Here is a 23,828-nt window from a genome sequence, read left to right as displayed (position 1 = left end):
GATAATTGTTAATTGCTAATTGTTAATGGCACATTCCAAATCTCTCATAAACAATTAGCTGTTAGCATTTATTTATTGCGCTGACGATTAAATTCATCCAGATCCAAAGCATAATTTAGTCTAAGAATATTCACACCAGGTTCGCCAAAAATTCCTAAAAACCGACCTTCTGTATATCTATTCAACAAAGGAACTAACTCATCTGGTCTAATATTACGAGCACGAGCCACCCGCTCAAACTGTTCTCGTGCCGCTCGTAAAGAAATATGGGGATCTAAGCCAGACCCTGAAGAATAGATTAAATCAGCAACAGACTCAATATTCTCATCTTTAAGTCTGGTTGCCTTGTCTACTACCCTACTTAATAAATCTGGATTACTAGGAGCGAGATTACTTGCTCCTGACAAACCAGTTGGTTTAGCATCTTTACCTTGACTATACCTAACCGTACTTGGACGACCTTGAAAATACCGTTCAGAGCGAAACTGTTGCCCAATCAAAGCCGAACCATAAGGTTGATCTTGAAAATTCCTAACGATACTACCATTAGCCTTATCTTGAAGAAAAGGAATTTGACCAACTAAAAGAATCAATAAAGGATAGATAATAGCCGTTAGCACCCAAAGAATTAAAGTAATGCGAACCGCCTTAGCAGCTTCTCGAACAATAGACATAAAAACTTCTCAACAGCCTCATAAAATCAAACTCTAAACAACTTAAAAACGCTCAGGCTGAAAAACAACCATAAACAAATAAACAACAACAGCCAAAGTCACCAAACCCAAAACACCAATAGCCCAAGCAGAACGACGTTCCAACGTACCATCAGCAGCAGCATAAACCACAGGAGCAATAAGCAAATTCAAACACAATCCCAAAAAAACAACCAAAGGCAACCGTTGCTCCCGCCATTGCCCCCAAACATACAAAATCATCTCCACCAAATCTGTAGACAAAAACTTAGCCAATTTATCAACCTTATTCTTCATAATCTTTCTTCGCGTCCTTCGCGTCTTCGCGGTTCAACAACTACCCCAACCCCACCGCCGTAATCAAAACATCAATCAACTTAATAGCAACAAAAGGAGCAATAACACCACCCAAACCATAAATCAAAACATTACGTTGCAAAAGCTGATTAGAAGTCAAAGGTCTAAACTTCACACCAGTCAAAGCCAAAGGAATCAAAACAGGAATAATCAAAGCATTATAAATCAAAGCCGAAAGCACAGCCGAATTAGTACTAGTCAACTTCATCACATTCAAACTTTGCAAATTAGCACTCGAAAACAAAACCGGAATAATAGCAAAATACTTAGCAATATCATTAGCAATAGAAAACGTCGTCAAAGCACCGCGAGTAATCAGCAATTGCTTACCAATACTCACAATATCGATCAGCTTAGTCGGATCAGAATCCAAATCCACCATATTAGCTGCTTCCTTTGCCGCTTGAGTACCAGTATTCATTGCTACCCCAACATTCGCCTGAGCCAAAGCAGGTGCATCATTAGTACCATCCCCCGTCATTGCCACAAGTTTACCTTGAGCCTGCTCCCGTTGAATCACCGAAATTTTATCTTCAGGAGTAGCTTCAGCAATAAAATCATCCACCCCCGCTTCTGATGCAATTACAGAAGCAGTAATGCGGTTGTCCCCAGTGAGCATGATGGTACGAACTCCCATCCGCCGCAATTGGTCAAAACGTTCTCGAATACCGGGTTTAACAATATCCTTAAGATAAATGACACCGTAAATTTCGCCATCAAGAGCTACCGCCAAAGGTGTACCGCCAAGTTGGGAAACTCGTTCATAAGCAGCATCAAGTTCGGGCGTATCATTGCCATTGCGAGAACGTACAAATCCCTTAATTGCAGAAACAGCACCTTTACGAGCTTGGCTGCCATTGGGTAAATCTGTGCCACTCATACGGGTTTTAGCAGAAAACTCAACTCCAACGGAGCGATCGCGATCAAAATCTACCCTAGCACCTAACCTTTCTGCCAACCGCACAATCGATTTTCCCTCAGGCGTATCATCAAATACACTTGCCGCTAAAGCCACATTAGCAATATCGTCCATCGAATGACCGTTGATGGGGACAAACTCTTCTGCCAAACGGTTACCTAAAGTAATTGTACCTGTTTTATCCAGAACTAAGGTGTTGACATCACCACATGCTTCAACTGCCCTTCCAGAAGTAGCAATCACGTTGAACTGAGCAACTCTGTCCATACCAGCAATACCTATGGCACTGAGCAACCCGCCAATTGTGGTAGGAATCAACGCCACCAAAAGAGCAATCAAAATTGCCACACTAATTGGACTTTTGACGTAATTAGCAATGGCAGGTAGAGTTACTACAACAAACACAAATACTAAAGTGAGAACTGCTAGCAACACCGTTAAAGCAATTTCATTTGGTGTTTTTGAGCGTTCTGCCCCTTCTACTAAAGCAATCATCCGATCAATAAACCCTTTACCTGGGTCTGATGTGATGCGGATAATTAACTCATCTGATATAATACGAGTCCCACCAGTAACTGAACTAGCTACGTCTGAACCTGTTTCTTTTAATACTGGTGCAGATTCCCCGGTAATTGCTGATTCATCTACACTGGCAACACCCATAATCACTTCCCCATCGGCGGGAATAATATCACCAGCAACTACGTAGACAGTATCGCCACGACTCAAGCTAGTGGAAGATACTTCTGTAACTGCGCCTTCGGGGGAAAGTTTTTTGGCGGTTGTCTCTGACTTTGTTGAGCGCAAAGCATCGGCTTGCGCCTTACCCCGTCCTTCTGCCACAGCTTCAGCATAGTTAGCAAATAAAACGGTGAAGAACAAAATTGCCGTAATTAATCCGTTAAACAGTTGCAGGTTTTTACCGGAAACTGGACCAAAGAGGTATGGATCGATTGTGAGTAGTAAGGTGATGATCGTGCCGAGCCACACTAAAAACATCACCGGATTTTTAATTGCGTATTTGGGATTAAGCTTGACGAAGGCGTCTTTAATCGCTCTTATGTAGAGTCCTTTGTTATTTACTTTGGACTTTTTATTTGCTTGACGGCGATCGCTTTTACGTCCTGAAGATTTAGGGGAGTCCATATCAACAATTAACCATTAACAAATTCCGTAGTTATTTGCCACCGCTGGCTAATTTAATACCTTCGGCGATGGGACCTAAAGCTAAAACGGGAAAGAAAGTTAGTACTCCTAAAATGAGAATTATTCCCGCTGTGATGACTGTAAATAATGTGGAATCAGTTCTGAGAGTACCTGGTGTTTCGGGTACTGGTTGTTTGTGAGCCATGCTATCTGCTAAAAGTAAGATGGCAATAATGGGAATGTAACGTCCGATTAAAATGCTCACACTGGTAGTCAGGTTCCACCACAAAGCTGTGGAGGCAGGCTGGGAATCTGCTAAACCTTCAAAACCAGAACCATTGTTTGCGCCAGCTGAAGCGTATTCATATACTACTTGCGAGATACCGTGAAAGCCAGGGTTGCTAATTCCCGAAAGCACTTCGGGAAATGTTAAAGTGATCGCACTGGGAATTAATACTGCAATTGGGTGGATCAGCAGTACTACACTGGCTAGAACTATTTCGCGCTTTTCTATTTTGCGTCCCAAAAACTCTGGAGTACGTCCTACCATTAATCCAGTAATGAAAACAGTAAGAATTAGATATATGAACAGGTATGCAGTTCCCGTGCCTTGACCACCCCAAACAATTTGCAAAAATAAGTTCAGTAGAGTAGAGAATTGTCCTTGTGGCATGAGAGAATCGTGCATTCCATTCACAGCACCACACATTGTTCCGGTAGTTGTGACTGCCCACAATGCTGTTTGCGCCCAACCAAATCTTAGTTCTTTACCTTCTAAATTAGGCTGCGGATATCCTCCTAAAGTGTTATTGACAAGGGGATTACCTTGATACTCACCCACAGAAGTCACGCCAATCAAAACTACATAGATGGCGAATACCATCCAAAATAGTAACCAAGCTTGTTTTGTGTTGCGAGCAAATAATCCATAGGTATAAATTAGTGCTGCCGGAATAGCAATCATGGCAATGATTTCGAGTAAATTAGAAGCAGCATTGGGATTTTCAAATGGGTGTGCCGAGTTGATGGCAAAAAAGCCACCGCCATTTTCTCCCAACTGTTTAATTATCTCAAAAGAAGCTACCGGACCTCTAGCTATATACTGTGTACCTCCCTCCAAGGTAGTGACAACTTGCGGACCAAGTAAGGTTTGTGGTACACCTAATGAAAGTAAGGCGATCGCACCAATAATTGATAGAGGTAACAATATACGTGTAATCGAACGTGTCAAATCAACATAAAAATTTCCTACTGCGCTACCTGTCAACCCACGAATAAAGGCAATTCCCACGGCTAACCCAGTAGCAGCTGAAGTGAACATCAAAAACGCTAAAGCAACTGTTTGGCTGAGATAACTTAAGGTTGTCTCCCCAGAATAGTGTTGTTGATCGGTATTTGTTAGAAATGAAATAGTTGTGTGCAGCACTGTATCCCAGGTTGGGGAAGCTAAACTTGTCGGATTTAAAGGAAGAAATCTCTGACTTATTAATAGCAAAAACACTAAAATGCCCATAATCAGGTTGCTTAATAGTACCGCCCGGATATACTGCCAACCTGTCATATCATCTTGGACACGCACACCTGATAATGCGTAGATTATTCTCTCCACAGGGTTCATCACGGGATCGAGTAGTGTTTTCTCTCCCATGAATACACGAGCTATGTACTTTCCTAATAGCGGAGTGATTGCTATTATAATACAAAGCGTTATCCCAATTTGTAAAAATCCTTGTCCCATTTATCTTGCTGAAATTGTATATAGATTATTTTGATTGTTTTAAAGCAAAATCTTGTGGGAAATGCTTAGCTATTTGGGCTTTATTAACATGATTGTTCCCATGTTTTATTAAGTAATTTTTTAGTCACTTAGACAGTATAACTCTCTACCTATCAGCAAAAAAATTTACTAAGGTTTAACCCTGAGCAACAGGAAATTATCTAGCCCCTACACTATTTCTCAGAAATATCATACTTCTACCACCTTAAGCAATCATTTATATATCTATAACTAGATATATATCTATTGATATAGGTAATAATAAGTAGTTTAGCTACCTCTCATGTTATTTGTCCTTTAAGCTGCGTGAGCATTTAAAATGTATATTGACTTATTAGGGTCGCAATACTGCAAGGGCTGAGAATTTTTGTAGGTTGGGTTGAACTATAGTGAAACCCAACAAATGCCTATAAATGTTGGGTTTCGTTCCTCAACCCAACCTACGTATTTTCGTATTTTTAAGCTTAACTGAGTAGTATTGATTAGGGTCGTTCTTTGTCATTGGTTATTGAGTGAACAGAAATATTTTTAGTTGATGCATATTGTTTTGATAAATTTATAATTAGAAATGAACCCAAATGTTGCACTAAGAATTTTACTCGTTGAAGATGATGAACTGTTCCGCCTTGGTTTACGAATGCGGTTAGAACAGGAAACGAGTGTAGAAATTGTAGCAGAGGCTGAAGATGGTGAGCAGGCAGTAGAATTAGCGAATCGCTACTCGTTAGATTTGGTATTACTAGATATTGGGTTACCAGGAATTGGTGGAATTGAGGCGTGTCGTCAAATCAAGCAGCAGCATCCAAACTTACCAGTCTTAGTTTTAACTTCCCGTTCGGAAAAACCCTTGATTGCGCGACTGATTGAAGCGGGGGCGCATGGTTACTGTCTCAAAGGTATCCCTTCGGAATCTCTGATATTGGCACTACGCTCGGTAGCAATGGGTGCTTCTTGGTGGGATCAAACAGCAACCACAGAAATCAGGGCAGCTTTTGAAGGAAACCATAAGCCAGCTTTACCACCAGTAAAAATAACTGAACCGCTAGATAACCCATTAACTAAGCGAGAGCAAGAAATTCTCGCACTGGTAGCCGCAGGTAAAAGTAATCAAGAAATTGCCGAAATTCTCTATATAGCTCCCGGTACAGTGCGAGTTCACGTACATGCTATTTTACAAAAGCTAGAGGTACGCGATCGCACTCAAGCAGCAGTACTAGCTATTCAAAGAGGATTGGTAGCACCAGAACTATTACATGGTGTTTAATGGATTTACCTACATTAATTGTTAGGAGACGTTCCGGCGGAACGTCTCTACGACTATGGTTACATAATGTTTAATGGGTCTACATCAATTGTTAAACTTACTGATGGAGGACAAAGCTGACGTATTTGATCCCAATCTGGTAAATTTGGTAAAGCAACTGGTGCAAACTTCAGCAAGATTTGCCAGCGATAACGATTAGCTACTCGTAAAATACTAGCTGGTGCTGGTCCTAATATATCTAACCCTTCTTGTTGAGGTAGCGCTTTCGCTATCATTTGTGCTGTATTTTGGACTTGAATTGGATCGGGGCTACTCAAGCGTAATAAAATTAACCTTCCATAGGGGGGATAGTTGAGAGCTTGACGTTGTTCTAATTCTGCTGAGGAGAAAGATAGATAATCGTGATGCCGTACCGCCTCAATTACTTGATGTTCGGTTGTATAGGTTTGGACAATTACCCTTCCAGGATCTTCTCCTCTGCCAGCACGCCCAGCAACTTGAGTTAAAGTTTGAAAAGCTCTTTCGCTGGCACGGTAGTCAGACAAATGCAGCAATCCATCAGCAGCAACAACGCCTACCAGTGTAACTTGAGGTAAGTCCAATCCTTTGGTGAGCATTTGCGTACCTACCAGCAAATCGGCTTCACCATTGGCAAACTTAGTTAACAGCGTGCGGTGCGCACCTTTTGTGCGGGTGGTATCGCTATCGTAGCGGATGCAGCGTAATTCGGGAAATTGCTTTGCTAACTCTTGCTCTACTCGTTGGGTTCCACTACCGAAAAATTTGAGATAAGGAGAACCGCATTCGGGGCAGTTGCGCGGATGAGTTTGAGCATAGTTACAGTAGTGACACCGTAATACTTGAGGTGCATTCTCTTCAGTTTGGTGATACGCTAGCGACACATCACAGTGAGGACACTCAATTACATATCCACAACTGCGACAAGATACAAATGTACTATGTCCCCGGCGATGGATGAACAAAATACCTTGTTGACTCTTTTGTTGTAGCTGCTGTAAAGCTTCTTGCAACGAGCGGCTAAAAATTGATTTATTGCCTTCGAGCAATTCTTGCCGCATATCCACTATTTCTACAGGCGGTAAAGGACGAGAGTGAACGCGATTGGGTAGGGAGAGATAGTGGGTTGGATTAATATTTACCCAAGTTTCTAGCGAGGGTGTTGCTGAACCTAGTACTAAGGGACAGTTTTCTAACTCGGCTCGCCATTGGGCGACGTTACGGGCATGGTAGGTGGGGATGGGGGAATCTTGCTTGAAGCTGGTGTCGTGTTCTTCGTCTAAGATGATTAAACCTAAGTTGGGTAAAGGGGCAAAAACGGCGCTTCTTGTACCGATAACTACTTGGGGTTCTCCGGTAAGCATCATTCGCCAAGTGTCATAGCGTTCTCCTTCCGACAAGGCACTATGGTAGACGCTAATTTTGTTTCCGAAACGGGCGCGAAAACGATCTGTTAGCTGGGGTGTAAGTCCAATTTCTGGTACTAAGACGAGAGCCGATTTACCTTGTGATAGTAGGGGTGCGATCGCCTGTAAATACACTTCTGTTTTACCAGATCCTGTTACTCCATGTAACAGTACAGTAGCGTAGCCTTGGAGTTGATTAATTGTTGCTAAAGCTTCTTTTTGAGCTGGAGTGAGGGTTTTACTTTGCTCCGGATGTATATCTACTCCCCCGAATGGGGAGGTTCGTAATACTTCTCTTTCTTGAGTGACAATATAACCCTTTTGTTCTAACGCTTTGAGAGTAGAGGTACTTGTACTACACGCCAGCAACAATTCATTTTGCCACAACTCACCGCCACGTCGCCGCAGCACTTCCAAAATTTCTCTTTGGCGAGTGGTTAAGTCTCTGTCAAAGGTACTACCTGTTAGTATCACTGCTTTTTGCAGCTTTGGTCGAGTCGGTTGTGGTGGTTCTAAATAACTTTCGACTAAACCAAATCGCTGCAACTCCCGTACTGCTCGGTAAGCACCTTTGACTTGCCTTTGCAGGTAGACAAAGCTATAATCTCCTTCTGCCTGTGCAGTTAAAAGTTGGAGTATTTGCTGCGCACTTGAGGAGAGGAAAGGGGGAGTGGGGGCTTTCACCAGACGGATACGACGTTGCGATCGCCCTAGTAACCCTGGTGGTAACGCTACACGTATTACCTGAATTAGGGGTGTATAGTAGTATGCTGCTACTTTACGTAAAAGTTGCCAATAGGTGGGAGGAAAAAACCCTGCACTCACCACATCTGCCACATCCCGAATTTTTTCTAATGGTATATCTAAAGGTGGTTGTGTGAGTAAACGAATAGCTATTCCTCCCAATTGTTGTGTACCGAATGGCACACTTAAAATATCTCCTGGTTTTACTTCTAACTGTTCTGGTAATCGATAAGTATATATTTCTGAACTTCCCGGACAGTCTACTAGCACTTCAATCCATCGATTAAGCGATGTACCTATATTGTAAGATTCACTTGGTTGAGCAACCACCAATGGAGGCATTACGCCATTCTTATACATGATTTCTGAATTAATAGACAGATATTTTCCACATGTTCGTGCCATGAATTTTTATGCCAGCAACTTGACTCTAACTATCTCCATCGGTTCGCCCAAAATGTATTTCGCAATACTGTCATAAGACATAATACTTGATAAGTTTCCTCTTATGTAATCGACTAGACAAATCAATTTCAACTGTAAACTGTGATTAAAAGTTGATTACATCCAGACAAGAGCGAACAATCTCAAATTTTTTTCCGGATTTTTCTGGTGGTTACTGAATAGGGAGTACCTCCTTTTCCCCCTATTGATAGATATTCAGGTCATTACGTATATGAGATCCTTTATCAAGATAATAACGTTACTAACGTATAAGATGCCAAGTAAGCATCATTCGGTTAAGGTTCAGCAGCAGTCCATAGCTCCAACAACCAGATTTTGGCATTTTCCACGCCAAATTGGGTATAAAAATTAAAAAATAATTAGAAAAATAAATGAATATTTAAGAAGTGGAGAGACTAAATATGATTTTTATATTTGTTAAGATCGGGTAATTTTGATTGAATAGATTTGCTAGGCAGAAAAAAATGAGGAAGATATGTATTCGCAGGAGAGACAAAAATTATTAAGGATGCAAATTTTTAAAGTAGATGTAGCGGCAAGGAATAAATCACTAGAAAAATTTTGTCTGGTCAAAACTGGACTTTCCGAAAAAATAGGTAGATACTAAAAGAACAAGACAAAAATTTATTTGTAGCAAAAGTAGAGCAAACAAGTAAAAGTGTATATTTGTTTTTCAAGTAATAACTACCAATATCTTAAAGTAGCTGTCACTAAATTATGTACCAAACTACTGAGCAATCCCTAGAAACTATGAATATTTCTGAATTGGGAACAATGGAGATGCTAGAAAATGCTGCTGATAATGAGCAGTCTTTTCTCAAATTGGAAGCAATAGCAGAAGAAGAACCCCCAATTATAGAAAATCTGGAAGCAGAAGAACGCGATGGGGATGCAATGGCAGCAGCTCGACCCTCAGGATATAATAAGACTGAGCATGACGACGCTGTGGGCGCATTTTTCAAAGAAATGGCTCGTTATCCTCTGCTGAAGCCAGATGAAGAGGTAGAATTAGCCAGAAGAGTGCGATTTTTAGAGGAAGTTAGAGAACTACAAGCTTCTTTATACGAAGAACTTGGCAGCCAGCCAAACAAAGGAAATGTTGCTGCTCAATTAGAATTGACAGAAAAGCAATTAGAACATCGCTTATATTTGGGTAGGGTAGCGAAACGCAAAATGATTCGCTCAAATCTACGCCTTGTGGTATCAATCGCCAAGCGATATCTCAATCGCGGAGTGCCTTTTTTGGATTTAATTCAAGAAGGGGCGATGGGTTTAAATCGCGCTACAGAAAAGTTCGATCCAGATAAAGGGTATAAGTTCTCAACCTACGCTTATTGGTGGATTAGACAAGCAATTACCCGAGCTATAGCTAATGATGCACGTACAATTCGCTTACCAATTCATATTGTTGAAAAACTCAATAAACTTAAAAAAGCGCAACGAGAACTTAAACAAAAATTAGGACGTAATCCCACAGAAGTAGAAATGGCGGAGGCATTAGAAATTCCTCCACAACAACTGCGTCAACTCCAGCAATTACGAAGACAAGCGCTTTCCCTCAACCACCGTGTTGGTAAAGAAGAAGACACAGAATTGATGGATTTGCTTGAAGATGAAGATAACCAATCTCCAGAGGCGAAAATGAACGAAACCATGATGCGCCAGGAGATTTGGGAAGTTTTGGGTGACGTGCTTACACCCAGGGAAAAAGATGTCATCTCTCTAAGGTATGGTCTTCTTACTAGTGAACCCTGTACTTTAGAAGAAGTTGGCAACATGTTCAATCTCTCTCGTGAGCGAGTGCGCCAAATTCAAAGTAAAGCTATGCGGAAGTTACGGCGTCCTCATATAGCTAAGCGTTTGAAGGGTTGGCTGGTATAATTAGTCATTTGTCATTTGTCATTTGTTAAGAACCTTGAGCTATTGACTAGGAACTACATAATGTGGACTAATGACTACAGACTCCCTGGTAGGCTTGATGTACAGACGCCCCGCCGGGGCGTCTCTACGGAAAACCCTTGATTAATTACTAATGACTAACGATTTAATTTTGCGTTTTGCTGAACCAGCCGATTGCAGCGTCATATTTGAATTAATTAAGGCGCTGGCAGAATATGAAAAATTGTCGGATGCAGTTACAGGCAGCCCTGCTGCACTGAATGAGCATCTATTTGGTTCACCAAAATACGCCGAGGCGATATTAGCTGAATACTCAGGGCAAGCTGTGGGATTTGTCCTCTTTCTTCATAATTATTCAACATTCTTAACAAAACCTGGTATATATTTAGAAGATATATTTGTTTTACCAGAGTATAGACGCTTAGGCATTGGTAAGTCCCTCCTCACGAAATTGGCGCAAATAGCTGTAGAGAGAAATTGCGGGCGGTTAGAGTGGAGTGTTTTGGATTGGAATGAACCGGCGATCACATTCTACCGTCGTATCGGCGCTTCGATTCTCGATGAGTGGCGCATTTGTCGCGTTACTGGAGAAGCGCTTAATCAGTTAGCTACTAATGGCTAATGGGAAACAAGCAATTAGCAACAAGAAGTTTGACAAGTTGTCATTTGATGACACTAACACTCAGCCTGAGAAGAAAAATTTTTTTACTTTTTGCCTCCTTTGCCGTATTCTTATTAAAGATATATTGATAATAGGTGGCAATAAGAAATGACTTTTTCCAGTATTGCCTTGGAGCATCGCGAAAAAGAAGCCCAGACAGAAAAAACGTTTCTCATCTACAGTCTGATCGGCTCCCTAGCTCTACATGCAGGGTTACTGGCTTTTGGTATTGACAATTTTTTAAAAATGTTCCCAAAAGTAGAAGATGAACCGATAGAAATAGCGATCGTTGAAGCTCCAACTCCGGAAGCAACAAAACCACCAGAAGAAAAAAAATTGCCCCCACCGCCACCACCACCAAAGGTAAATGCTGGTGGCGGTGGTGGTGGCGGTAAGAGTGCCGCACCCACAATAGCCCCAAAACCAGTAGTCAAAGCACCAGTACCACCGCCAGTACCCATTGTCAAAGCACCAGTACCACCGCCCAAACCCGTTGTCCAACCACCAGTACCACCGCCAGTACCCATTGTTAAAGCGCCGCCACCACCGCCAGTACCAATAGTCAAAGAGCCGGATTTACCAACCACTCCAGCGCCAGTTATTACACAACCACCATTGCCCAAAATAGAAAAGTTTACTCCACAACCATTACCAACCGTAACACCGACAGCCTCATTACCAGAACCAGTTAGTACACCCAGCCCGATTCCTACTAACCCCGTTCCCATCCCTTCAGCCACACAGTCGCCTACAGTTTCACCTGAAACTGCTGGAACAGGCATTTCTGGAAGTAACCGTCGTCTGAGAACTGTCTTTGGTGGTGGTTCCGGTAATGGTTCTGGTACTGGTATAGGTAATGGTATAGGTAGCGGTAGAGGTAACGGTATAGGTAGCGGCGTCGGTAATGGTGTCGGTAACGGCGTCGGTAATGGTGTCGGTAATCGCTCAGGAGAAGGTACGCAAGTGGCTACAGCGCCAACACCGCCAAAGCCTAAGCCACCAGCGCCAAAACCAACAAAATTAAATGTTTCAACAGATTGCATTAAGTGTGAAATTAGATACCCAGACAGCGCGAGACGGCGGCGACTAGAAGGTAACCCAGAGGTAGCTATTGATTATGATGAAAATGGTAAAGTTATCAATGTGCGCTTGACTCGTCCTACTGGTAAATCTGAACTGGATGAAGCGATTGTCGAACAAGCAAGAGAGTTTCAATTAAAACCCAGACCAGGCGGAAGACAAGGGGTAAGAGTAGTAGCTAACTATAATATTAGGGGATCGGATCGCGATCGCGATTACCAAGCACGTCAAAGAAAACGAGAAGAAGAGCAAAGACAAAGAGAAACAGCCACCGAACAATCTCCAGAAACTACTAGCCAACGCTCAGAAAGAATTCAGGATGTTCCTCCAGTAAACCCGAATAGACGCAGGCGATCGCTTACACCTTCCGCACCAGAACCCACAACTAATCCAGGTATAGATTCTTCTAATCAGTCCCCCCAGACCTCACCTAGTCCCAGTGAATCTGTGCCATCTGATACATCTATTCAGTCTCCTGAAGGCAGATCTGAAAACCGAGGAAGAAGGCAGAGGAATTTGGAACCATTTAATAGTCAACCATCTGAGTCACAGTCAGTACCAGCAACAGATCCTTCTCTTACACCGCCTGCTACTAATAGTGATACAATCAACGGTAATTAAACCGTGTTTACACTTACCATCCCTCGTTACCAGGCTCAGCCTGGTAACGCAGTCTACAAGGCTCAGCCTCGACTACAATCATTGGCGATTAGAATGGAGAGACAACATTACCTCAACTGTGACTTATGCTGAGAACTGTCGAAGGTATTTATCAGGATGGGCAAATCAAACTTACGGATCTGCCGCAAGATATAAGCGAGCATTCCCAAGTTCTCGTTACTTTTCTTGAACCTGACAAAATTGATTGTGCAAAACTGCGCCAACTGATCGATCAGCTTGAAACAATTGCAGGCATTCAGCAGGGCTTTGAAGAACTCAACGCAGGACAAACTCGCCCTATCAGTCAATTTATTCAGGAAATGCAGCAGAAATATGGCATTTCAGGTTGAAATTACTCCAATTGCTGAAACTCAAATTAACAAAGCTTATCAATGGTATCGAGAACGTAATTCCGAATTTGCCGATCACTGGTTTCGGGGCATAATGAATGCGATCGCAACACTACAAGAAAAGCCTCGACGATGTTCTTTAGCAGTTGAACACGAGATTTTCCCTGAAGAAACTCGACAGTTGTTGTATGGGAAATCTAAAAATATGTACCGTGTTCTGTTTACTATTAGAGATACTACAGTGACCGTGTTGTATGTACGTCATGGTTCTCAGGCATCGTTAACTGTCGAAGATTTGGAAAATGGAGTTTAGAGTGAATTCTGGGGATCAAGAATTCGGCTATGTACTAAAGCGGAAAACGCTCAATTTACCGCAATTTCCCGATGAACTTGATCGCTTGCAAGAATTAAGGGAGCGAATTGAAGAGGTATTGCCATTTGTGCCCCTCACCAATGAACTTGCAAGGCGGGAAATTCTCATCTCAAGGGTAGTTACCGAGTTGATTCACTATACTCAAGCAGAATTGCCGATTGAGTATGAGCTAAAAGTTTCTAATTGGCTTCAGGGTAATCTAGATTATTTGCTGCGCGTAAATACTATTAATCAACTACTAGTAATTGAAGCTAAGTACGAAGATTTGACAAGAGGCTTCACGCAATAAGTCGCTGAATTGGTGGCACTCGATCAGTGGGAGGGAGCACCGTCTGTATCAGAACAGCCAATTTTAGTAGGATCTGTTTCCACAGGAACAATTTGGCAATTTGGTAGGCTTAATCGCACTGCTAAGCAATTTGAACAGGGGATTAATAGCTATCGTGTTCCCGAAGATTTGGAGCAGGTAATGCGGATTTTGGTAGCAACATTGAAAGTGAAGTAAATTTTGTCACAAAATTTGACAAAGTAAAAGAGCGATCGCTCAAATATGACAGCGTGTCTTTTGACAGATGTATCGGCATTAGCATAAATAACACCTTATTGCTTTTTTTACTGGGTGTGAGGTAAAGGGTGAAAAAGTGTTTTTTTCTAGTAATTGCTGTACAGATTGTACTGGTAACAATTCCTGCACTCGCTGGCGAGGGTAAACATGATGATAAGATCCAGATAAATTCAAATATAAAGAGTTTGAGTGAAATACAGTTACCCGCAAAAAGTGCTAAATTATTAACTCAGCAATCTGTACCGGAGCAAGTAGCTCAGAAAGAAACAGAGCAGCCGACAACTGACTCGGAGGTAATTGAGCTAGAAGTGACTGGTGAACAAGATATCCTACCTCAATCTACTCCGGTTTACATAATTGAAAAAGAAGAAATAGAAAAACAAGGCGCTAATAGTGCGGCAGAAGTTTTAAGAGGTTTACCCGGATTTGCGATTAACGATGTAGGTTTTGGTGCTGATATTCACACAGGCACTTATTATCGAGGACAATCTATTAATCAATCGGTATTTTTGCTTAATGGTAGACCTATCAACACCAATATCAACACTTATCATGGTAATCTTGACCTGAACAGCATTCCGGTAGAATCGATTGAACGGGTAGAATTATTCAGTGGTACGGCTTCTACTCTGTACGGTTCAGAAGCTTTTGGCGGAGTAGTTAATATTGTTACCAAACAAGGTCAAGGTAAGCCTAAATTTAATGCTTTAGTGCAATATGGCTCTTATGGTGAAGAGAACTATCGAGCCAGTTATGGTGGTGCAGTTGGTGCAGCAAGATTTAACCTCAGTTACGAAAGATACAACGCAGACAGTGATTATCCCGTTCCCGTTGGTGCTACAAATCGTGGCAGCGACGGACGTTTATTTAATGCGGATACTGCTACTAGCAACTACTTTGGTAGTATTGGCTGGGATTTAGATCGTAATAATACTGTCAATTTGGATGCTTACGTAATTAGCAGTCGTCGAGGCTTACTTTATTTTGGTGCTACTCCAACTGCACTGCAAAGAGATAGACTAGACCACGATGTACTTAACATTGGTTTATCTTGGAGAAGCTTGCTTGGTGGGAGTAAAGATTCTGTCCTCAACACTACCATCAGCTACAACAAAGATTACTTCAACACTTACGATCGACAACCGACGGGAACTAACTTTAACCGTCAAGGTTCATTAGATTCTCAAGCATTGACTGCCAGAGTAGAACATCAATGGCAATTTAATCAGAGTAATTTGCTCCGATGGGGACTTGATGTCAGAAACCTCAACTTAGAAGGCGTTGCTTTCAGTAATCTTGCCAATCGCAGAGCTTTCAATGAAACTGAAGCTAGGGATCAGTTTCAAACAGCAATATTCGCCTTAAATACTTGGAACATTACAAATAATTTCCTAGTCGATTTGGGGTTGAGACAAAACTTTAATACTCAGTTTGGTAATTACCTCAATCCCAGTGTGGGATTACGCTTCGCCCCCAGCCCAAGTATTGCCGTGCGGGGAAGTTGGGCTTCAGTGCAGCGCAACCCCGGTTTAGATCAATTATACGTTTATGACACAGTTCATGGTTGGGACCCCAACCCAGATCTCAATCCCGAAAAGGGTTCTTCTTGGACGGCGGGAGTGGATATCAAGTTTGCTCAGAATTTGACAGGGCAATTTACCTATTTTGGTAGTAGTTTAGATGACCGTTTGGCAGTAGCGCCAGCAGTGATAGACAACCGACAAACTAGTCAGTGGACTAATATTGGACTGGTAAATACAAACGGTTTTGAGGCAGCGTTGCGGTGGCAAATAGCTCGTGAGTGGTCTACTTTCCTCAACTATACTTATACTGATGCTCTAATCGAATCAGGTCCAGAAAAGGGATTGCAGTTAAGTACGGTTCCATTTTCAGTAGGACAATTGGGGATTGGTTATCAATCTAATGGTTGGCAGGTGAATCTAATTGCTAGTTACAATAGTGGTGCGCGTCGAGCCTTCTTTGTGTTACCAGGTCAGTCTACCAGAGATTTCTCGCCTTCCTGGCTGAATTTGGATCTGAGTGCTAGGATTCCAATCACGAGAAATTTTGGGGTAAATCTTTTCGTAGAAAACTTGGCTGATGTTCAGTACGAGAAGGTAAATCGCATTTATAGCCCAGGGCGTACTTTCCGGATTGGGTTGTCCGCAAATTTTTAGCATTAAGCTAGGGTGAGTTTGCAATGTATGTACGTAAAACTTTTTCCAAGTCAGATGTTCAACTTTCTTACTTAGAGTGGAAAATTGGTCAAAAACCTTTACTACTTTTACATGGGTTAGCAGATAATGCCTTAGTTTGGTCTAGTTTGGGGGATTATTTGGCAGCAGATTATCATGTTGTTGCGCCAGATATGCGGGGTCATGGTGAAAGTAGTAAGCTACAAGATGATTATACTTTTACAAGTGCGATCGCCGATCTAGAAGCACTGATGGATCACTTGGGATGGTTAGTTGCTGATGTGGTTGCTCATTCTTGGACAGGTAAATTAGCAGCTATTTGGGCAAGGCAACATCCAGAACGGATACGCAGTATGATTCTAGTAGATCCAATATTTATCTGGCGTCTCCCCAGTTTTTTCGAGATAACTTTTCCCATATTTTATCGCGTTTTACCTTTCCTGAAAGGTATGGGTCCGTTTGCCAGTTATGAGGAAGCTCAACAGCAAGCACGGCAATTAAATCAGTATCAGGGATGGAGTGAATTACAGCGGCAAGTATTCCATGCCAGCATAGAGCAGAAACCTGACAGTAGTTGGGGGAGCAAATTTACTGTTTCCGCCCGGAATGGAATTTTTACAGAGGTGATGCGAGTTCCAGGTTTGACAGTTCCAATTTACACCCCTACCTTATTTATGCAACCAGAAAAGGGTGTGAACCGTAAAGATTGGCAACTCAAACCTTACAAAACTTATTTGAAAAATTTACAAATATGCAAAGTTCCTGGCAATCATTGGCCATTTTTAACCCAGCCTGAGGCATTTAATCAAATTGTCGAGAATTTCTTAACTTCTTAGTTTGTAATAAGCGCTCTTTGCGCTTACTACGAACCTATAGTTAAGCAACACTCAAATTTACTTTGACAATTAGATCGTTGTAATCTCTGTCACCACCATTAAGTAGATCCTCAAAGCCAAAGGTATTATTACCCAACAAGCGAATGTGGTCAACCCTACCTGGGTTAGCTCCTAAGAAGGGGAAATAGACTGCGGGATCGTTATTGGGATTTCCATCTAATATTGCCTCCGGTCTACCATTAGCAATAATAAATGGTGCGAAGATTGAACCAGGGCTAAGATTAGCAGTGAATGTAGCTGTACTTTGGTTATTCGCTCTTAAGTCAACGGCAACACGAGAGCGCACCGCAGCTTGATTATAACCAGCTTCCCCTGGACGCAAGTCTACAGTTCCATTACCATCGGTATCAATACCACCATTCACGTCACCCACTCGGTAGAAGCCGACGAAATTATCGAAGGAGGCTTCTCTATTTAAGACAAACTCTGCTCTTACCTGAGTTGTTACACCTCGCAAATCTATTAGTTCTGCAAAAGAATTTCCCTGAATACCAGATCCTAGAGGTAACTGTTGATTTGTTGCTCTCACATTCACCACCAGATCCTGAAAGTTTGCAGTGCTGCTATTTGATGCATCTTTCCAAGCTAAGGTAAAGTTGCCATTACCCAAGTCTGTGACTCTTTGCGTTGAGGGATCACCAAAGAGTACATTTGTCAGAGGAGTTGAACCAGTTTGCACGGCATCGATAGTACTGTTGTTAACCAAGACAAATCGCAAACGTTCTCCTGAATTAAATTCTAGTAAGCGTGTTATGTCAGTATTAAACCCTCTGGGAACATTAGCAATGACAGAGAAAATTGCCCTAGCACGCGAAAGTGCAACTTGAGCATAATTTTCTGCACTAGGGAGGATGCCATTAATTCTTCCTTGATCATCGTCAACGACAAACACTCCTAGTTCATTCACCTGATTAGAACTACGTCCAGTGAGAGTGACTTCAAGTTTTGGTCTAGTGTCGCTACCGCCTTGCAGTTGGAAAAGATTGTTGGACAGTAGTCTGAGGATAAATGGATTATTGCCAGCATTAGTAGAAGGATTGTTGACAGCATTAGTTGGAGGACTGCCGACAGCATTGATAGTAATTGCGCCAGTGTCAGTAGCACTACTAAAGGCAGTAGCGCCACCGTTAGCAGTTGTATCTGCGGTGCTACCGCTGGTACCACTGGTTTGATCCCAAGCACGGAAGGTGAGAGCATTGCTGAGGACGCCACTAAAGTTAGCGTTGGGCTGGAAGTAAACGCGAGTGTTAGCATCAGCAGCCAGCAAACGAGCGTTGGTGTTAGATAGAAATCCTAAAGGTATCCAGTTATTACCAGCATCTGTGCTGTAAAACCAATTGCCATTGGTATTGTCAGTGTTTGTGATGGCAATACCTGTAACTGCGCTGTCTGGATCAGTGACATTACCGTTACTACCAAGACTGACTAAGGAGGAAACAAGTGTACCAACTGCCCCTATAGGTGTGCCTGCACCTTGGTTAATTGCGGTGAGAACGACGTTAGTATCGCGCAGGGTAGGAGCATCATTAACGGCATTAACGGTAATTGCAACAGTGTCAGTAGCAGTACTAAAGGCCGTAGTACCACCACTAATAGTGGTGTCCGCAGTGCTGCCGTTGCTACCACTGGTTTGGTCCCAAGCACGGAAGGTGAGAGCATTTTCGAGGCTGCCATTGAAGTTGGTGTTGGGTTGGAAGTAAAGACGAGTGATGGCATCAGCTGCTAGTAGACGGGCAGTGGAGTTGGTTACAGCCCCCAGAGGTAGCCAGTTCCCGCCGTCGTTGGTGCTGTAGAACCAGTTGCCGTTAGTGGTATTAGCATTGGCGATCGCAACACCTGTAACTGCATTACTGTCTGGATCGGTGACGTTACTACCAAGGCTGACTAAAGAGGAAACGAGAGTACCAACTGCTCCTGCGGGTACGCCTGCATCTTCATCAATATTGAGGAAGATGTTGGTATCGCTGAGAGTAGGGGCATCATTGACAGCATTAACGGTAATTGTAGCAGTATTAGTAACACTGCTAAAGGCAGTAGTATCACCGTTAGCGCTGCTGTCCGCAATGCTACCGTTAGTACCACTAGTTTGATCCCATGCACGGAAAGTCAGAGCATTATCGAGGATACCATTGAAGTTGGCGTTAGGCTGGAAGTAAAGGCGGGTAATAGCATTAGCTGCTAGTAGACGGGAGTTAGTATCCGATAACAATCCCAAAGGTATCCAGTTACTACCATTGTCAATGCTGTAGAACCAAGTGCCGTTAGTAGTTTCAGCACTGGTGATGGCAATACCTGTAACTGCATTACTGTCTGGATCGATAACGTTATCACCAAGACGAACCAGGGAGGAAACGAGAATACCAACTGCTCCTATCGGTGCTACTGCATTTTCGTTAACCGTAGTTAGGGTGACGTTGGCTTCACTGAGGTTAGGAGCATCATTGACAGCATTAACAGTAATTGCCGCAGTATCAACAGTATTACTAAAAGCAGTAGTACCACCACTAATGGTGGTATCTGCAGTGCTGCTGTTAGTACCACTAGTTTGGTCCCAGGCACGGAAAGTCAGAGCATTACTGATACTACCACTGAAGTTGGCATTGGGTTGGAAGTAAATGCGGGCAAAGCCATCAGCCGCCAGCAGACGAGCGTTACTGTTAGAAACAAACTCTAATTGTTCCCAGTTATTGCCATCGTCGGTGCTGTAAAAGAAGCTTCCGTTGGTAGTGTTAGCATTCGTGATGGCAATACCTGTAACTGCATTTGTGTCTAAATCGGTGACATTACCACCAAGACTAAGTAACTCAGAAATGATTGTCCCAACTGCCCCTATAGGTGTGCCTGCATCTTCGTCAACAGCATTTAAGATAACGCTGGTGTCACTAAGAATTGGAGCATCATTAACAGCATTAACGGTAATTGAGGCAGTATCAATCTCACTACTAAAAGCACTAGTACCACCGTTAGCAGTAGTGTCGGCAGTACTACCATTGACTCCACTAGTTTGGTCCCAAGCACGAAAAGTCAGAGCATTTTCGAGAATACCATTGAAATTGGCATTGGGTTGGAAGTAAATGCGAGTGATTGCATTTGCTGCTAGCAACAGAGCGTTACTGTCAGATACAGATCCCACGTTTGCCCAGTTACTACCGTTGTTGGTAGTGTAGAACCAATTGCCATTACTAGTATCAATACTTATGATGGCAATACCTGTGATTGCATTTGGATCTGAATCGCTGACGTTACCACCAAGGGTGACTAGGTTAAAAATTGGAGTACCAACAGCACCTACAGGAACTGTTGCATTTTCATTGATGGCAGTGAGGGTAATGTTGGTGTCACTGAGGGTAGGGGCAACAAGTACAGATGGATATGCAGTCTTTACTTCACCAGAAAATGCCAATTGATGATTTGAAATGTTGCCTCTAGTTACTTCTAAATTCCAATCACCCCCTAGAACACCGTTACCAGTGAGGTTGGCGGAGGCAGCAACATTTGCTCCTGTTAGTTGGTGTAGCTTGGTGATGAATTCTTCCCCAGCATCACCTGCGGCGACTTTGCACCCGTAGAGGAGGAGGGTGGGGGAGTTTGTGAGTTTGGGAGTGGGGGGGAACCAGTTTTGTAGTTGGTTGGTGTAAAGTTCCAGAGTATTCAGGCTAAGTTCGCTGTTACCTAAGTAAAGGGTTCCTGAAGAACCATGAGAAACAATGTGAACTTTTTCTACTCTATTATACTGTCTCAGTACCTGGGTAATTTGTGCTACTCCATCTTGCTCAGGCTTGAGTACAACAACCTGGATGCCTGGTACAACAATTTTCAGTAAAATTTCGTAGTGGCTTACAGATGGATCAATGAAAAGAATGTCTGTTATTTTCATTTGGGCTTAAGTGGTGATGAAACTCTTTTAATGAATCGGAAAGTTGATTAATTGAACTGCCGCGCAAATGAACTGCTTGTCTGTGAACAGAAACGCAACTCAAACAGGATGCACACTCTGTAAATTTGGAACTGAACTTTGTAATCTTCTTAAAATCTCTCTAGCCACCAGAGTCTTAGCCGACAACACAAAATTTTAACTTTGTGTTTTGTTTGACGAATTAGGTATAAAAGCTTATACGAACGTATATTAATACCTGTACAATTTTTCGGAGTTACTTTTACTTTTCCGTATAAATTATCAATGTATAAAAAAAAATTATACTAAGATTTAGTTTTAAGGCTGAAGAGGGATAAATATTACAAAAAAAGCGATCGCTTGTGGTGTGTGTGAGCCAGAATCGCTATAACTATATAGCGTTTCCTTTAAGATCAGCCAGTCATGAGCTTTTGTATCAATCCCACCTGCCCTAGACCAAATCACCCAGATAATGATGAAAACCGCTTTTGTCAAAGTTGTGGTTCTCAACTTGAATTACTAGGGCGCTATCGAGCGATGCGGCTTTTAAGTGACAAAACTGGCTTTGGCAAAGTTTATGAAGCATACGAACAAGATCGACCAAAAATCCTCAAAGTACTTAAAGAAGATCTCAACCACGACGCGAAAGCAGTAGAACTATTCCAGCAAGAAGCAGCAGTGTTGGGAAACTTAAATCATCCCGGTATTCCCAAAGTTGATGGCAAATTTCCATATCAAACCAGAACTGGATTGCTCTTGCACTGCATTGCGATGGAAAAAATTGAAGGTTCCAATTTAGAACAGTGGCTGATGCAGCAGCAGAATAGACCAATTTCTACTGCACAAGCTTTAGCCTGGTTGAAACAACTAGTAGAGATTTTGGATTTAGTGCATAACAAGCACTACCTGCATCGAGATATTAAACCATCTAATATCATGATCCGCCCCGATGGGCAGTTGGTGTTGATTGACTTTGGCACTGCTAGGCAAATAACTCAAACCTACATAGCCAAAGTCAAAGGCAAAACAGGTAATATCACAGCTATTATGTCATTAGGCTACAGCGCCCCAGAACAAATGAATGGTCAAGCTGTGCCGCAATCAGATTTCTTTGCGTTGGGATGCACTTTTGTGTTTTTACTCACAGGATACCATCCCTTGGATTTGTACGATGCCAATCACAATGAGTTGCGCTGGCGCGATCGCACTACTCATTCACCCTTACTACTTAATTTTATCGATTGGCTAATGGCACGGGAACTAAGTAAACGTCCTGCCAATACCCAGGAAATTTTGCAACGCCTTGCACAACTGGAACAGCAACTATGCGGAACTACCGCTGCAACTGTTAATGTGGTGGGGAGTCCACAAGAACAATTGTCACCCACTACTACAATACCACCACAGAAGCAAAAAGAAAAATTACCTTTACTGGAATTGTTTGCAGCACTGCTGGTAGTGTTGGGATGTTTGGGAGTAGTTGCCTTAGCTACGCGCTCTCCAAATGCCTCATTCCCAACTTATGGACAAGCTCCCGAAAGAAAAGGTAAAGTTGATTACTTTCCTTATGAGGAAGGTAGGGATAGTCAAGGTCGAGTTGCTGAATTTAACGTAGCTGTTCTTTCCGTAGAATATAAATGGCTTTTGGGTAGTGATTACCAAGTTAAATATAATGACCAAATTATTAATCTTGACGCTTTAAAGGCAAATTTGGAAGCAGAAGGTATACAAAGAATCATGCAAAATCCAACTGAAATAATATCAGTGGGAACAGCTTCGTGTGAAGGTACACAAGAAGTCGAAGAACGTAGGGCTTTTGAACGTTCTAAGCAAATACAACTTTTAGGTAAAAAAATATTTAGTAATACACAGAGTGTGCAAGGTTATCGCTTATTAAATCTTGGTCAATTTCAGCGGAGTGATTGTCAGAAAAACCAGGATTTAACGGCATATCAAAGAAGTATTATTATTATTGGAGTTAAGAAAAAATCGGAGGGGGTAATTCTAGATGAAGCCCTCAGAGATAGGTTGGAGAAGAAGCCTTTTGCTGATTTTAAATTAGAAGATTATTCACTAGGTTCGCCTAAGAAGTTTAAAACGATACCTAGTAATTTATAGGTTTGCATTATGCTGGGGGCGGCGATTGCGATCGCTCACAAATGATAATTTTTGATTACCAAATCACATCAATAGGATATTGGTTAATCTTACTATCTACTGTCACTATAGACATTTTCTCAACTTGGCTTTGAGCAATAATAATTCTATCAAAAGGGTCTTGATGTAAATTTGGCAGGTGTGCAACTTGCAATGTGTGAAGAAATGTAATTGGTAAGCTTTCAATTCGATTCATTGTCAGCCGACTCGGAATATAAGTTTCTAGTGGTTCGTAACTTTTCACTCCCCCCCTCAAGCAGCAACGGGAATAGGAGGAGGCAATAATCCCTTACGACCGAGAGCAATTAC

At 42.2% G+C, this 23,828-nt stretch carries 18 protein-coding genes; 11 read left to right on the top strand and 7 right to left on the bottom strand.

Annotated features, from left to right (window positions below; all coding sequences use genetic code 11):
• Positions 1-68: 68 nt before the first annotated feature.
• The 4 genes from kdpC to kdpA are packed head-to-tail and all read right to left on the bottom strand — an operon-like array spanning position 69 to position 4,852.
• Positions 69-674: a K(+)-transporting ATPase subunit C gene (gene kdpC / locus ICL16_RS30335; protein ID WP_190835317.1), complete on the bottom strand. Its 606-nt coding sequence runs from the start codon at positions 672-674 to the stop codon at positions 69-71.
• Between the two features lie 42 nt (positions 675-716).
• On the bottom strand, positions 717-989 hold the full coding sequence (locus ICL16_RS30330; RefSeq protein WP_190835316.1) for a potassium-transporting ATPase subunit F: 273 nt from the start codon (positions 987-989) through the stop codon (positions 717-719).
• 40 nt (positions 990-1,029) lie between these two features.
• Complete coding sequence (kdpB, locus tag ICL16_RS30325) at positions 1,030-3,114, bottom strand: potassium-transporting ATPase subunit KdpB (RefSeq protein ID WP_190835315.1); 2,085 nt, start codon at positions 3,112-3,114, stop codon at positions 1,030-1,032.
• A gap of 31 nt (positions 3,115-3,145) precedes the next feature.
• Positions 3,146-4,852 (bottom strand): potassium-transporting ATPase subunit KdpA, encoded by a 1,707-nt coding sequence (kdpA, locus tag ICL16_RS30320; protein ID WP_190835314.1) that lies wholly within the window; start codon positions 4,850-4,852, stop codon positions 3,146-3,148.
• 607 nt (positions 4,853-5,459) lie between these two features.
• Here kdpA and ICL16_RS30315 point away from each other — a divergent pair.
• Positions 5,460-6,155: a response regulator transcription factor gene (locus ICL16_RS30315; protein WP_190835313.1), complete on the top strand. Its 696-nt coding sequence runs from the start codon at positions 5,460-5,462 to the stop codon at positions 6,153-6,155.
• Between the two features lie 59 nt (positions 6,156-6,214).
• On the opposite strand, the gene priA is transcribed toward ICL16_RS30315, so the two are convergent.
• Positions 6,215-8,683 carry a primosomal protein N' gene (priA, locus tag ICL16_RS30310; RefSeq protein ID WP_190835312.1) on the bottom strand — a complete coding sequence of 823 codons (2,469 nt, stop codon included), beginning with the start codon at positions 8,681-8,683 and terminating at the stop codon, positions 6,215-6,217.
• Between the two features lie 822 nt (positions 8,684-9,505).
• Between priA and ICL16_RS30305 the strand changes: the two genes are divergently transcribed.
• The 9 genes from ICL16_RS30305 to ICL16_RS30270 all read left to right on the top strand — a co-directional run bounded on the left by ICL16_RS30305 (position 9,506) and on the right by ICL16_RS30270 (position 17,407).
• Entirely contained in the window at positions 9,506-10,669 is a 1,164-nt protein-coding gene (locus ICL16_RS30305) for an RpoD/SigA family RNA polymerase sigma factor (protein WP_190835311.1), read from the top strand.
• Positions 10,670-10,820: 151 nt separating this feature from the next.
• Complete coding sequence (locus ICL16_RS30300) at positions 10,821-11,309, top strand: GNAT family N-acetyltransferase (RefSeq protein WP_190835310.1); 489 nt, start codon at positions 10,821-10,823, stop codon at positions 11,307-11,309.
• A gap of 147 nt (positions 11,310-11,456) precedes the next feature.
• Positions 11,457-13,049 carry an energy transducer TonB gene (locus tag ICL16_RS30295; RefSeq protein WP_190835309.1) on the top strand — a complete coding sequence of 531 codons (1,593 nt, stop codon included), beginning with the start codon at positions 11,457-11,459 and terminating at the stop codon, positions 13,047-13,049.
• 125 nt (positions 13,050-13,174) lie between these two features.
• On the top strand, positions 13,175-13,438 hold the full coding sequence (locus ICL16_RS30290) for a hypothetical protein (RefSeq protein ID WP_190835308.1): 264 nt from the start codon (positions 13,175-13,177) through the stop codon (positions 13,436-13,438).
• Positions 13,422-13,751: a type II toxin-antitoxin system RelE/ParE family toxin gene (locus ICL16_RS30285; protein WP_190835307.1), complete on the top strand. Its 330-nt coding sequence runs from the start codon at positions 13,422-13,424 to the stop codon at positions 13,749-13,751. Before ICL16_RS30290 ends, ICL16_RS30285 begins: the two co-directional genes overlap by 17 nt.
• The gene (locus ICL16_RS46215) at positions 13,741-14,100 is read left to right on the top strand and encodes a hypothetical protein (RefSeq protein ID WP_238361027.1); all 360 of its coding nucleotides are present in this window, start codon (positions 13,741-13,743) and stop codon (positions 14,098-14,100) included. Before ICL16_RS30285 ends, ICL16_RS46215 begins: the two co-directional genes overlap by 11 nt.
• Before the next feature lie 12 nt (positions 14,101-14,112).
• Positions 14,113-14,316, top strand: coding sequence for a hypothetical protein (locus ICL16_RS46210; RefSeq protein WP_238361026.1), 204 nt, complete (start codon positions 14,113-14,115; stop codon positions 14,314-14,316).
• Positions 14,317-14,444: 128 nt separating this feature from the next.
• Positions 14,445-16,553, top strand: a complete 2,109-nt coding sequence (locus ICL16_RS30275) for a TonB-dependent receptor domain-containing protein (RefSeq protein ID WP_190835306.1) — start codon at positions 14,445-14,447, stop codon at positions 16,551-16,553.
• Positions 16,554-16,576: 23 nt separating this feature from the next.
• The gene (locus tag ICL16_RS30270) at positions 16,577-17,407 is read left to right on the top strand and encodes an alpha/beta fold hydrolase (RefSeq protein ID WP_190835305.1); all 831 of its coding nucleotides are present in this window, start codon (positions 16,577-16,579) and stop codon (positions 17,405-17,407) included.
• A gap of 40 nt (positions 17,408-17,447) precedes the next feature.
• On the opposite strand, the gene ICL16_RS46205 is transcribed toward ICL16_RS30270, so the two are convergent.
• Complete coding sequence (locus ICL16_RS46205) at positions 17,448-21,344, bottom strand: DUF4347 domain-containing protein (RefSeq protein ID WP_190835304.1); 3,897 nt, start codon at positions 21,342-21,344, stop codon at positions 17,448-17,450.
• A 441-nt stretch (positions 21,345-21,785) separates the two neighbouring features.
• Here ICL16_RS46205 and ICL16_RS30260 point away from each other — a divergent pair, with 441 nt between their 5' ends.
• Positions 21,786-23,480: a serine/threonine protein kinase gene (locus ICL16_RS30260; RefSeq protein ID WP_190835303.1), complete on the top strand. Its 1,695-nt coding sequence runs from the start codon at positions 21,786-21,788 to the stop codon at positions 23,478-23,480.
• Between the two features lie 55 nt (positions 23,481-23,535).
• Here the strand turns inward: ICL16_RS30260 and ICL16_RS30255 are convergent, their stop codons facing one another.
• Positions 23,536-23,763, bottom strand: a complete 228-nt coding sequence (locus tag ICL16_RS30255; protein WP_238361025.1) for a type II toxin-antitoxin system VapC family toxin — start codon at positions 23,761-23,763, stop codon at positions 23,536-23,538.
• Positions 23,764-23,828: the final 65 nt, after the last annotated feature.

The sequence above is a fragment of the Iningainema tapete BLCC-T55 genome (assembly GCF_014698965.1).
GTDB lineage: Bacteria > Cyanobacteriota > Cyanobacteriia > Cyanobacteriales > Nostocaceae > Iningainema > Iningainema tapete.
Note: the sequence above shows the minus strand (reverse complement) of the source record. Positions and strands in the feature narration are given on the sequence as shown.